Origin of the sequence: Sphingomonas liriopis (assembly GCF_024211255.1) — a bacterium.
In the GTDB taxonomy this organism is placed as follows: Bacteria; Pseudomonadota; Alphaproteobacteria; order Sphingomonadales; family Sphingomonadaceae; genus Sphingomonas; species Sphingomonas liriopis.
Map to the genome: position 1 here is coordinate 54,853 of NZ_JAMLDY010000004.1, position 12,208 is coordinate 67,060.

At 69.7% G+C, this 12,208-nt stretch carries 9 protein-coding genes; 7 read left to right on the plus strand and 2 right to left on the minus strand.

Translation table 11 applies throughout. The features are described 5' to 3' along the window. The first annotated feature begins 119 nt into the window (after positions 1-119). From M9979_RS03960 to M9979_RS03985, 6 genes are all read left to right on the plus strand, one after another. Positions 120-893: a hypothetical protein gene (locus tag M9979_RS03960; RefSeq protein ID WP_254288037.1), complete on the plus strand. Its 774-nt coding sequence runs from the start codon at positions 120-122 to the stop codon at positions 891-893. Beyond that, entirely contained in the window at positions 787-2,337 is a 1,551-nt protein-coding gene (locus tag M9979_RS03965; protein WP_254288038.1) for a Y-family DNA polymerase, read from the plus strand. Before M9979_RS03960 ends, M9979_RS03965 begins: the two co-directional genes overlap by 107 nt. 166 nt (positions 2,338-2,503) lie before the next feature. Next, positions 2,504-5,830: an error-prone DNA polymerase gene (locus M9979_RS03970; RefSeq protein WP_254288039.1), complete on the plus strand. Its 3,327-nt coding sequence runs from the start codon at positions 2,504-2,506 to the stop codon at positions 5,828-5,830. Positions 5,831-6,086: 256 nt separating this feature from the next. Beyond that, positions 6,087-6,980: a tetratricopeptide repeat protein gene (locus M9979_RS03975; RefSeq protein ID WP_254288202.1), complete on the plus strand. Its 894-nt coding sequence runs from the start codon at positions 6,087-6,089 to the stop codon at positions 6,978-6,980. Further along, complete coding sequence (locus tag M9979_RS03980) at positions 6,977-7,591, plus strand: LON peptidase substrate-binding domain-containing protein (protein ID WP_254288040.1); 615 nt, start codon at positions 6,977-6,979, stop codon at positions 7,589-7,591. Before M9979_RS03975 ends, M9979_RS03980 begins: the two co-directional genes overlap by 4 nt. Continuing rightward, the gene (locus M9979_RS03985) at positions 7,588-7,755 is read left to right on the plus strand and encodes a Trm112 family protein (protein ID WP_254288041.1); all 168 of its coding nucleotides are present in this window, start codon (positions 7,588-7,590) and stop codon (positions 7,753-7,755) included. The genes M9979_RS03980 and M9979_RS03985 overlap by 4 nt, the downstream gene beginning before the upstream one ends. A gap of 43 nt (positions 7,756-7,798) precedes the next feature. Here the strand turns inward: M9979_RS03985 and M9979_RS03990 are convergent, their stop codons facing one another. Both M9979_RS03990 and M9979_RS03995 read right to left on the minus strand, forming a co-directional pair. Next, the gene (locus tag M9979_RS03990; RefSeq protein WP_254288042.1) at positions 7,799-8,332 is read right to left on the minus strand and encodes an MAPEG family protein; all 534 of its coding nucleotides are present in this window, start codon (positions 8,330-8,332) and stop codon (positions 7,799-7,801) included. After that, positions 8,329-9,543 carry a UbiH/UbiF/VisC/COQ6 family ubiquinone biosynthesis hydroxylase gene (locus M9979_RS03995; RefSeq protein WP_254288043.1) on the minus strand — a complete coding sequence of 405 codons (1,215 nt, stop codon included), beginning with the start codon at positions 9,541-9,543 and terminating at the stop codon, positions 8,329-8,331. Before M9979_RS03995 ends, M9979_RS03990 begins: the two co-directional genes overlap by 4 nt. Before the next feature lie 284 nt (positions 9,544-9,827). On the opposite strand from M9979_RS03995, the gene M9979_RS04000 reads away from it, so the two are divergent. Then, positions 9,828-12,140 (plus strand): DNA translocase FtsK, encoded by a 2,313-nt coding sequence (locus M9979_RS04000; RefSeq protein WP_254288044.1) that lies wholly within the window; start codon positions 9,828-9,830, stop codon positions 12,138-12,140. The last annotated feature ends 68 nt before the right edge of the window (positions 12,141-12,208 follow it).

Consider the following 12,208-nt stretch of genomic DNA (forward strand, 5'->3'; position numbering starts at 1 on the left):
CGGGTGGGTGAGGCGCGTCCACTAGCGGCGACTGCCCGGGGCTGCAACCCCTATCTTGCGAAATGCGCGGTGCGATTGGGGCTTGGCGACTCGCCATTGAGAACATTACAAGAACACGGATGAGCGACTCGTCCGCCCTGATCGCCCGGTTGCGGCGCCTTGCCGCCGACACCGGGGCCACGCAAGCCGCCGCGACGGCGGGCGATGCGTGGCTGGCGCAGGGGCTGTCGCGCGCGCATCTGCATGACATCTATGCGGTCGAGGAGGCGGACGGGCCGAGCGGCGCGGGCTTCGGCATCGCGCAGGCGCTGGCGGCGCGTGCGTTGCCGCTGCTGTGGCTGCGCACCGCGGCGGGCGAGCGGGCGCAGGGGCGGTTGCATGCGACCGGCCTCATCGAACTGGGGCTGCCCGCCGATTCGCTGATGCTCGGAATCGTCGCCGACGAGAGCGCGCTGCTGCGCGCGGCGGCGGATGCGGCGCGGTGCACGGGGTTGGGCACGGTGCTGGTCGAGAGCGTCGGGCGCGCGCCGGGGTTCGACCTCACCGCGACGCGGCGGCTGATGCTGGCGGCCGAGGCGTCGGGGGTCACCGTGCTGTCGCTGCGTATCGGCGCCGAACCGACGCCGAGCGCGGCGGCGACGCGCTGGGGCGTGGCGGCCGTGCCGTCGACCGCGCTCGATCAGGGACCGGGAGAGGGCGCGCCCGGGCTTCCCGCCTTCGACGTCGAATGTCTGCGCCGGCGTGGAGGCCCCGCGGGGCAGCGCTGGCGCGTGGAGTGGGATCGTGATGCCAAGAGTTTCCGTCAACCGCCGCTATCTGGCGCTGGTCTTTCCCTGGCTGCCGATCGAGCGGCTGCGCGCCACCCGGCCGCATTTGTTCGCCGGGCGCGGTGAGACGCCGGTCGCCTTCGTCGAGACGGTGGGCCAGGCGGTGCGGCTGACCGCAACCGACCTCGCCGCGGCACGCAGCGGGCTGGAGGTCGGGCTGACGCTGGCGGACGCGCGTGCGCGGGTGCCCGAGCTGGAGGTGTTTCCGGCCGATCCGCATGCCGACATGGACTGGCTGGAACGGCTGGCGGACGGCTGCACGCGCTACAGCCCCACGATCGCGCTGATGCCGCCCGATGCGCTGGTGATCGACATCGCCGGCTGCATCCACGCCTTCGAGGGCGAACGCCCGCTCGCCGCCGACGTCGAGGCGCGAATGGCGCGGCGCGGCATCCTCGCGCGCCATGCCTTCGGCGACACGCCTGAGATCGCGCGCGCGCTCGCCCGTTATGCCGGCGCGCCGGCGCCCGACGAGGCACGCGCGGTGAAGCGATTGCCGGTGGCGGCGCTGGAGCTCGACGACGACGCGACGGTGGCGCTGGCGCGCGCCGGGCTGAAGACGGTCGGCGACGTGATGGCGCGGCCGCTGGCGGGGATCGCGGCGCGTTTCGGCGAGGACGCGGTAACCGCGGTGCGGCGGCTGGCGGGCGACGACAAGGCGCCGGTACGCGCGCGGGTAGCGGTGGCTCCGGTGGCGGTCGAGCGCCGCTTCGCCGAACCGATCGCGCGCACCGAGTACGCGCTGGAGGTGATCGAGGAGCTGGCGGCGGAGGCGGCAGCGACCTTGGCCGAGCGCCATCAGGGCGGGCGCCGCTGGGAGGCGCGGCTGTTCCGCAGCGACGGGCATATCCAGTCGCTGCGCATCGAGACCGGGCAACCGACGCGAGACGTCCCGCTGCTGATGCGGCTGTTCGCCGAGCGGATCGACAGCCTCGCCGATCCGCTCGACCCCGGCTACGGCTACGACCTGATCCGGCTCGACGTGGCGCTCGCCGAGCGGCTCGACGCGGCGCAGCTGCGGCTGGAGGGCGGCGCGGCGGCGCAGGATCGGGTGGCGCAGCTGGTCGATCAGCTGTCGACGCGGCTGGGGCGCGGGCAGGTGCGGCGTTTCGCCCCGCGCGACAGCCATATCCCCGAACAGGCCGAACTGATGCTCCCCGCCGCGGCCGAAGCGCCGCCGGGCGGCTGGCCGCAGGGGCAGGCGGGCGAACCGCCGCTGCGCCCGATCTATCTGTTCGACCCGCCGCAGCGGATCGAGAGCGTCATGGCCGAGGTCCCCGATGGTCCACCGCATCGCTTCCGCTGGCGGCGTCGCGTGCACGAGGTCGCGCGATCGGAAGGACCCGAACGGATCGCCGGCGAATGGTGGCGGCGGCACGACGTCGTCATCCCGACGCGCGACTATTACCGCGTCGAGGACCGGCGCGGGCGGCGCTTCTGGATCTTCCGCCACGGCCTGCATGGCGAGCAGGAGCACCCGCGCTGGTATCTGCATGGATTGTTCGCGTGAGGGACTATCCTCTCATCCCCTCGTCACCCCGGACTTGTTCCGGGGTCCACTCCGCGGCGAGGCCTACGGCAAGAGGCTCGAACGATACGCTTGCGGCCCGGTGGACCCCGGAACACGTCCGGGGTGACGGAGGATGTGGGGCGGTGGTGGATCGCTCCCCTCCCCCATGACCGCCTTCGCCGAACTCGTCGCCGCCAGCCATTATTCGTTCCTCGAAGGCGCGAGCTTCGGCGAGGACATGGTCGCGCAGGCCATCGCGCTGGGGCATGCCGGGATCGGTATCGCCGACCGCAACACCGTCGCCGGCGTGGTGCGCGCGCACAAGGCGCTGCGGGAGATCCGCGAACGCGCGATCGAGGGCGGATTCGGCGATATCGCCTTCAAGCTGGTGGTCGGCGCGCGGCTGGTGTTCGCCGACGGGACGCCGGACATCGTCGCCTATCCCGCCACCCGCCATGGCTGGGGGCGGCTGACGCGGCTGCTGACCACCGGCAATTTGCGCGCGCAAAAGGGTGATTGCATCCTCGGCTTCGGCGATCTCTTGCGCCATGCCGACGACCTGCTGCTGATCGTGCTGACCGCGTCGAGCGAACGCCCGGCGCGCGCCTTTGGCGGGGCGATGCTGCCGCCGCGGCGCAGCGACCCCGATCTGCCCGAAACGCTGCGCCGGCTGAACAGGGCGGCGCCGGGGCGGGTGTGGCTGGGCGTGACGATGCCGCGCGACGGCCGCGACCGGCGGCGCCTGCATCGCCATGCGGGAATAGCGCGGGAGGCGGGCGTGCCGTTGCTTGCGACCTGCGACGCGCTGTTTGCGGAGGCCGGCGACCGGTCGCTCCACGACGTGCTCACCTGCATCCGCGAGGGAACCACCATCCAGGCGGCCGGACGCCGGCTTGCCGCCAATGCCGAACGCCACCTGAAGTCGGGCCGGGAAATGGCGCGTCTGTTCGCCGACCTGCCGCAGGCGGTGGCGGAGAGCATCGCGATCCTCGACCGGATCGACTTCGCGCTGACCGACCTCGCCTACGAATATCCGCACGAACCGGTGCCAGCGGGCTGGAAGGCCCAAGACTGGCTGGAGCATCTGACCTGGCAATGCGCGATCGAGCGGTATGACGGCTGGGTGCCCGACAAATTGCTGGCGCTGATGCGCGAGGAGTTCGCGCTGATCGAGGAGCGTGGTTACGCTCATTATTTCCTGACGGTCTACGATATCGTCCGCTTCGCCCGCACCGTGGAGCCGCCGATCCTGTGCCAGGGGCGCGGCTCCGCTGCCAATTCGGCGGTCTGTTACATCCTCGGCGTCACCTCGGTCGACCCGATGCGCTACGACCTGCTCTTCTCGCGCTTCGTCTCCGCCGAGCGCGACGAGCCGCCCGACATCGACGTCGATTTCGAGCACGAGCGACGCGAGGAGGTGATGCAATATATCTACCGCCGCTACCGTCGGCATCGGGCGGCGATCGCGGCGACCGTCATCCATTATCGCCCGCGCAGCGCGGTGCGCGAGGCGGGCAAGGCGCTGGGCCTTAGCGAAGACGTGACGCAGCGGCTGACCAGCACCGTCTGGGGCAGCTTTTCGCAGCGGTTCGAACAGCGCCGCTTCGACGAGACCGGGTTCAGCACCGACAACCCGGAGATCGCGCGGCTGCGCGACGTGGTCGACAAGCTGCTCAAATTCCCCCGCCACCTGTCGCAGCATGTCGGCGGTTACGTGCTGACGCAGGGGCGGCTCGACGAGACGGTGCCGATCCACCACGCCGCGATGGAGGATCGCACCTTCATCGAATGGGACAAGGACGACATCGACGAATTGAAGATCATGAAGGTCGACATCCTCGCGCTCGGCATGCTGACCTGCATCCGCAAGGCGTTCGACCTGATGCGCGACCACGGGCTGGGCGACCACGATCTCGACAGCATCCCGCCCGACGAGGCGCCGGTCTACGACATGCTGTGCAAGGGCGACAGCATCGGCGTGTTCCAGGTCGAAAGCCGCGCGCAGATCAACATGCTGCCGCGTCTCAAACCGCGCAAATTGTACGACCTCGTCGTGCAGGTGGCGATCGTGAGGCCGGGGCCGATCGAGGGCGACATGGTACACCCCTATCTGCGCCGCCGCGCGGGCAAGGAAAAGCCGGAATTCCCCTCCCCCGCCCCGCCGCACGATCCGAACGAGCTGCGCAATCTGCTGAAGGAAACCTATGGCGTGCCGCTGTTCCAGGAACAGGCGATGAAGCTCGCCATGGTCGCGGCGGAGTTCACCCCCGACGAGGCCAACCAGCTGCGCCGCGCGATGGCGACGTTCCGCAACGTCGGCGGCATGGAGAATTTCGAGGAGAAACTGATCGGGGGCATGGTCCGCCGCGGTTACGAACGCGACTTCGCAGAACGCTGCTACAAGCAGATCGAGGGGTTCGGCAGCTACGGCTTTCCCGAAAGCCACGCGCTGTCGTTCGCGCGGCTGGTGTACGTGTCGTCGTGGATCAAATGCTTTCACCCGGCGGTGTTCGGCTGCGCGATCCTCAATTCGCAACCGATGGGCTTCTATGCGCCTGCGCAACTGGTCGATGATGCGCGCAAGCACGGCGTCGTGGTGCGGCCGATCGACGTCAACCACAGCGGCTGGGACAATGCGCTGGAGCGCACCGACGACGGCGATCTCGCGATCCGGCTCGGCTTTCGGCAGGTCGACGGCTTTCGCCAGGACTGGGCCGATGCGCTGGTCGCGGCGCGCGGCGATCTGCCCTTCGCCGATGTCGAGACGCTCGCCGCGCGCGCGGGGCTGCCGACGCGCGGGCTCAACACGCTGGCCGATGCCGATGCGTTCGGGTCGATCGCGATGGCGCGGCGCGAGGCACTGTGGGAGGTACGACGGACGCCGCCGAAACAGCTCGCCTTGTTCGCCGCGGCCGAGGCGCCCGAACTGGGCGAGGAGGTCGATCCCCGGCTGACGGCGATGCCGCGATCCGAACAGGTCGCGGCGGATTACCAGACGACGCGATTGTCGCTGAAGGACCATCCGATGCGCTTCCTGCGCCCCGTCTTCGCCGCCGAAGGCGTACTGTCGAGCGCGCAGGCGGCACGGACGAAGGACGGGCGGCGCGCGCGGATCGCGGGCGTGGTGCTGGTCCGCCAGCGGCCGGGCAAGGGCAATGCGATCTTCGTGACGATCGAGGACGAGACGGGGATCACCAACGCGCTGATGTGGGCGCACGATTTCGAGGCGAACCGCCGCGCGGTGATGGCGGCGCGGCTGCTGGTGCTCGAGGGCGTGATCCAGCGCAGCGAGGAAGGCGTGATCCATTTGATGACGGTCAAGGCCTACGACCGGACGGAGGAGCTGCGCCGGCTGTCGTCGGATTACGTCGGCGAGACGCCGCTGCTCCGGGTCGACGAGGTGATCCGCACGAAACCGATCGTCAGCCAGGACGTCCGCGGCCGCCATCCGCGCGACGTGCGGATCATGCCCAAATCGCGCGATTTCCATTGATCGGGAAGGCGATGCGCTTCCCTCAAGTCCTTCGTCACCCCGGACTTGTTCCGGGGTCCACCGGGCCGCAGACGTTTCGGCAAGAGGCTCCAGCCGCGCGCCTCGCCGCGGAGTGGACCCCGGAACAAGTCCGGGGTGACGAGGAGGTTGTGGCCTCCGTCCGCCGCAGCCACGCAAAAGCCTTGGCGTGGCCAGCCACGTGCCCCACATGGGCGGCAATTGAAAACGCAAGGAGCATGACGTGGCCACGCTAGGAATGTCGCCAGCCGAAAAGCAGGCGGTCGAGGATTTCCGCCGCGACGTCGTCGAACCGTCGATGACGCAATTGGTCATCATCGATTTCTGGGCGGAATGGTGCGGGCCGTGCAAGGCCCTGGGGCCGACGCTGGAAAAGGTCGCCGCCGCCTATGCCGACAAGGGCGTGCTGCTCGCCAAGATCGATACCGACAAGAACCAGTTCATCGCCGCGCAATTCCAGATCAAGTCCATCCCGACCGTCTATGCGATGTTCCAGGGCCAGCTGGTCGCCGACCTGACCAGCGCGCGCACCGAATCGCAGCTGCGCACGATCCTCGACCAGTTGCTCAAGCAATTGCCGATCCAGTCGGCCGAGGCGGATGCCGCCGCCGAGATCGAACCGCTGATCGCGATGGGCGAAGAGGTGCTGGCGAGCGGCGACGCGACACGAGCGCTGTCGATCTTCGACCAGCTGATCGCCATGGCACCCGACAACCCCGCGGTGCTGTCGGGCCATATCCGTGCGCTCGTCGCCGCCGGGCAGACCGATGCAGCGCAGGCGGCGATCGACGCGCTGCCCGCCGACATCAAGGATGCCGGCATCGACCGCGCCAAAGCGGCGCTCGCGCTCGCCCAGAGCGCGCCGCCGGTCGAGGACTTTTCCGGCCTCGCCGCGGAGGTCGCCGCCAACCCCGACGACCACGACCGCCGCTTCGCGCTCGCCAATGCGCAGATGGCGGCGGGGGATCGCGACGGCGCGGCGGATAACCTCCTCCACATCGTCGCCGCGGACCGCGAGTGGAACGAGGGCGCCGCACGCCAGCAGCTGCTCAAGCTGTTCGAGGTGGTCGGGCTGGTCGATCCCTGGGTCGCGGCGCAGCGGCGGCGGCTGTCGGCGATCCTGTTCGGATGACCGGCCCCACGCGCCTGTCGATCTTTCCGCTGCCGGGAGCCCTGCTGTTCCCCGGCATGCACCTGCCGCTGCACATCTTCGAACCGCGCTATCGCGCGATGGTCAGCGACGCGATGGCGCGCGACCGGCGGATCGGGATGATCCAGCCGATGTCGGGCGGCGATACGCCCGGGCTCTATGCGATCGGGTGCGTCGGCCGAATCGCCGAGGTCGAGGCGCTGGACGACGGCCGCTACAATCTGGTGCTGGAGGGCGTCGCGCTGTTCCGCGTGCTGCGCGAACTCGACGTGACGACGCCGTTCCGGCAGGTCGAGGCGGAGCTGCTGCCGGTGATCGAGGACGAGGCGCTGTCGCTCGGCCGGCGATCGTCGCTGGAATTGGAATCGCGCCGCTTCGCCGATGCCCAGGGCTATTCGGTCGATTGGGAGGCGGTCGGCCGATTGGATGACGAGAGCCTGGTCAACGGCATCGCGCAGATCGCACCGTTCGACACCGCGGCGAAACAGGCGCTGCTCGAGGCGACCGACATCGAGACGCGGGCCGAGCTCATCATCCAGCTGATGCAATTCTTCGGCCGCCACGACGGCGAGGACAAGGTGACGTTACAGTGAGCCTCGATCCGTGGTTGCTCGAACGGCTGGTCTGCCCGGTGACGCGGCAGCCGCTGCGCTACGACGAAGCCGCGCAGGAGCTGGTGTCGGAGGCGGCAGGGCTCGCCTATCCTATCCGCGACGGCGTGCCGGTGATGCTGGTCGAGGAGGCGCGGCGGATCTAAGCTGCCGATCCGTTCGTGCCGGACCTGTCGAAGCACGGACGGTTCAGGGGATCAGCGCAAACCCCGCGACCAGCAGCGCCGCGACGCTGGGGTAGAAGGTCAGCGCAAACCCCAGCGACCGCGCCGCCGCGCCGTCGCGATAGCCGCTCCAGAACAGCAGCCGCCCGGCCGAGAAACAGGCGACGAACAGCGCCACCGGCTCACGCGCATGGTCGTCGACGAGAACCAGCGCGGCATAGGCGAAGCCGGCAAGCAGCGCCTGTTCGATCGTGTTGCGCAGCACCGCATTGGCGGCGTCGACGCGAGGATCGACACCATCGCCGCCACCGATCGCCGCCGCCGACAGGAACCGCGCCCGCGCGACCGAACCGACGCTCACGGCGATCCACAACCCCAGCACCAGCGCAGCGATGCCGAACGTGGTCAGCCGCGCCTCCAGCGTCGCGGCATGGCTGCGCGCGAGGCCGACGACGACCGCCGCGATCGTCACGACCATGCCGATGGCCATGCCCCGCAGCACGCCGCGCTGCGCGGTGTCGAGCGGCGAGGTCGGCGGCGGCACTACCGGCCCGGTCACACCAGCAGCCCCTGCAACAATTTGGGCAGCGTCCCGCTCTCGCCGCGCGCCTCCGCCATGAACCGGTCCTTGAGCGGCGGCAGCCGGTCGACCGCGGCAATGCCGAAGCGGCGCACCGCGCTCGCCGTCTTGCCGGGGATGCCGAACAGCCGGGTCAGCGTGTCGGTGGCGGCGGCGACCATGAACGTGTCGAGCCCGCGCCAGCGCTGGTAGCGGTCGAGCAAGGCGGGATCGCCGAGGTCGAGGCCAAGGCGCTTGCCCTCGACCAGCACCTCCGCCAGCGTCGCGACGTCGCGCAGGCCGAGATTCAGCCCCTGCCCCGCGATCGGATGGATGCCGTGCGCGGCGTCGCCGACCAGCACCAGTCGTTCCGCGGTGATCCGCGCGGCATGGTGGAAGCCGAGCGGATAGCTTGCCCTCGGGCTCGGCGCGGTCAGTTCGCCGAGGAACCCGCCCATCCGCTTGCTCGCCTCCGCCAAAAAGGCGCGGTCGCCGAGCTTCATCATCGCGGGGCCGTCCGCGCCCTTCACCGACCAGACGATCGCCGAACGGTGGCCGATCTCGTCATCGGGCAGCGGCAGCAGCGCGAACGGGCCCGCGGGATAGAAGATTTCGTAGGCGACATCTTCGTGGGAATGTTCGTGATGGAAGGCCCCGACGATCGCGGCATGGTCGTACTGCCAGCGCGCCACCGGAATGCCCGCCGTCTCGCGCGTCGGCGAGTGGCGCCCTTCGGCGGCGATCAACAGCGGTGCGGTGATCGTCGCGCCCGAATCGAGCGTCGCCGTGACGCCGGCAGGGCCACGGACAACGTCGATCGCGCGGGTCCGCATGCGCAGGTCGACCTGTGTCGCGGCCGTCGCCGCGTCGAACAGCGCGCGGCGCAGCAGCTTGTTCTCGTACATCGTGCCGAGCGCGCCATCGCCGTCGGCGGGACGGAAATCGAGCTTGCCGGGCGCGAGGCCGTCGCTGACCCGGATGTGGCGGATCGCGCAGCCTTGGCCCCCCAGCGTCGCGCCGATGCCGATCGCGTCGAGCATCCGTCCGCTCGCGCTGGCGATCGCAGAGGCGCGCCCGTCGAAGCCGGGGGCGAGCATCACCGCCGGATCGGCGGGATCGACGACGATGCTGGTCATGCCGTGTGCGTCGAGCGCGAGCGCGAGCGTGGCGCCGACCAAGCCGCCGCCGAGGATGATGACGTCTGTGTCCATGGCGCTTCCCTATAGGCCGACGCGGCATGTGCCAACGGCAACGGCCGCCTACCCTACGTCGTCACCCCGGACTTGTTCCGGGGTCCACTCTGCGGCAAGGCGAAGGGCTTGAGGCGCAAACGCACGCCCGCGGCCCGGTGGACCCCGGAACAAGTCCGGGGTGACGGAGGAAATGGATCGGGTGTCCCGTCCTCTATGCCCGCCTGACCGCCAACCGCTTGACGTGGCGCCTGCGCCGGCCGATGAATCTTGGTGGATTTTCGCGACATTGAAGGGATCGGGCGATGGCGAGCCGTGCGCAGCCAGGCTTGTTGCGTGAGACGGTGAAGGCAGGGGCGGTGCGCGGCGGTGCGCTGATCGCCGCGATCGTGCTGTTCCTCGTCACCGCGCTGATGGTGCTGGCGCTGGCGAGCTATCATGCCAGCGACGCGGCGCTCAACACCGCGTCGGGCGGGCCGATCCAGAATCTGGCGGGGCCGCCCGGCGCGTGGTTCGCCGATCTGGCGCTGACGCTGTTCGGGCCGGCGGTGGCGCTGCTGCTGCCGGTCGCGCCGATCGTCGCGGCGCGGCTGTGGCGCGACCAGCCGCCGGGGCGTTGGCTGGCGATGCTGCGCAATGCCGCGCTCGGCGTCGCGCTGATGGCCGCCGCGCTCGCCTTCGTGTCCGATTCGTCGGTGCTGGCGCTGCCCGCCGGCTGGGGCGGGGTGATCGGCCTGTCGGTCGCGCATCTGGTCGAATGGGGCCTGTCCTTCGTCGGCCAGCCGGGGGCGGAACGCTGGGCGGCACGCGGCATCGGGTTGATCGCCGGTGTCGCCGGCATCATCGTCTGGGCGAAGAGCCTCGAGATCGATCTGGGCGATCGCCGTTTCCGCCTGCGCCGGTCGCGTGCGCCGCTCGATCCCGATGCGCTGTCCGACGGCTACGACCTCGACGAGGACGACGAGCCGTTGCAGCTGGCGCGCAAGGTCGTCGAGCCTCGCGCGGTCGCCGAGCCCGATCCGCGCCCTGCGCCGGTGATCGCCGACCGCAACCTTGCCCCTTCGGCGGCGAAGCAGAAGCCGCGCCAGCAAAGCCTCGACCTTGGCCATAGCTATACGCTGCCCGGGCTCGACCTGCTTACCCCTGCCCCGCCCGCGCCCAAGGGCCAGATCGACAAGGCCGCGCTGGAGCGCAACGCGCGCCTGCTCGAGAACGTGCTCGACGATTTCAAGGTGCACGGCGTCATCAACGAGGTACGCCCCGGCCCGGTCGTGACGATGTACGAGCTGGAACCCGCGCCGGGGATCAAGGCGAGCCGCGTCATCGCGCTCGCCGACGACATCGCGCGCAACATGTCGGCGGTATCGGCACGCGTCGCAGTGATCCCGGGGCGCAACGTCATCGGCATCGAACTGCCCAACCAGAAGCGCGAATCGGTGTCCCTGCACGAACTGGTCGGCAGCCAGACGTTCGAGGACCAGGCGGCGCAGCTGCCGATCATCCTCGGCAAGAACATCGCCGGCGATCCCGTCATCGCCGACCTCGCGCCGATGCCGCATCTGCTCGTCGCGGGTACGACGGGGTCGGGCAAGTCGGTCGGCCTCAACTGCATGATCCTGTCGCTGCTCTACCGGCTGACGCCCGAGCAATGCCGGATGATCATGATCGATCCGAAGATGCTGGAACTCAGCATGTACGACGATATCCCGCACCTGCTGTCGCCGGTCGTCACCGATCCCGCCAAGGCGGTGCGCGCCTTGAAATGGGCGGTCGAGACGATGGAGGACCGCTATCGCCAGATGTCGTCGGTCGGCGTGCGCAGCCTCGCAGGATTCAACGACAAGGTGCGGGGCGCGAAGGCGAAGGGCCAGCGGCTCGGCCGGCGCGTGCAGACCGGCTATCATCCCGAAACCGGCCAGCCGGTATACGAGGAGGAACCGCTCGACTACGAACCGCTGCCGCAGATCGTCGTCATCGTCGACGAGCTCGCCGACCTGATGATGACCGCGGGCAAGGAGGTCGAGTTCCTCATCCAGCGGCTGGCGCAGAAGGCGCGCGCCGCGGGCATCCACCTCATCATGGCGACGCAGCGCCCCTCGGTCGACGTCATCACCGGCGTCATCAAGGCCAACCTGCCGACGCGGATCAGCTTCCACGTCACCAGCAAGATCGATTCGCGCACGATCCTGGGCGAACAGGGCGCCGAACAGCTGCTCGGCAAGGGCGACATGCTCTACATGCCGGGCGGCAAGGGCATCGTCCGCGTCCACGGCCCCTTCGTCAGCGACGACGAGGTGCGCGGCATCGCCGATCACTGGCGCGCGCAGGGCCAGCCCGACTACATCTCGTCCGTCACCGAAGAGCCCGAGGATGGCTTCACGCTGGAGGGCGCGCCCGAGGGCGAGGATTCGGCGGAGGACCAGCAGTATCGCGCCGCGATCCAGCTGGTGTGCGAATCGCAGAAGGCGTCGACCAGCTGGCTGCAGCGCCAGTTGCGCATCGGCTACAACTCCGCGGCGCGGCTGATCGAGAAGATGGAAAAGGACGGTATCGTCGGCCGACCCGACCATGTCGGCCGCCGCGAGGTGCTGCGCGATACCGAGGGGCACGCGATCTGATCGTTTGCGCTTGATCCCTGCCGCCGCGGCGCCATGCTGCCGGGCGTAGCATCGCATTTCGGGGGATC

Bases quoted from the DNA above. Each gene is read 5' to 3' on its own strand.
- M9979_RS03995 (WP_254288043.1), bottom strand. From the start codon at position 9,543: ATGGACACAGACGTCATCATCCTCGGCGGCGGCTTGGTCGGCGCCACG.
- M9979_RS03970 (WP_254288039.1), top strand. From the start codon at position 2,504: ATGACCGCCTTCGCCGAACTCGTCGCCGCCAGCCATTATTCGTTCCTC.
- M9979_RS03980 (WP_254288040.1), top strand. From the start codon at position 6,977: ATGACCGGCCCCACGCGCCTGTCGATCTTTCCGCTGCCGGGAGCCCTG.
- M9979_RS03975 (WP_254288202.1), top strand. From the start codon at position 6,087: ATGTCGCCAGCCGAAAAGCAGGCGGTCGAGGATTTCCGCCGCGACGTC.
- M9979_RS03965 (WP_254288038.1), top strand. From the start codon at position 787: ATGCCAAGAGTTTCCGTCAACCGCCGCTATCTGGCGCTGGTCTTTCCC.
- M9979_RS04000 (WP_254288044.1), top strand. From the start codon at position 9,828: ATGGCGAGCCGTGCGCAGCCAGGCTTGTTGCGTGAGACGGTGAAGGCA.
- M9979_RS03960 (WP_254288037.1), top strand. From the start codon at position 120: ATGAGCGACTCGTCCGCCCTGATCGCCCGGTTGCGGCGCCTTGCCGCC.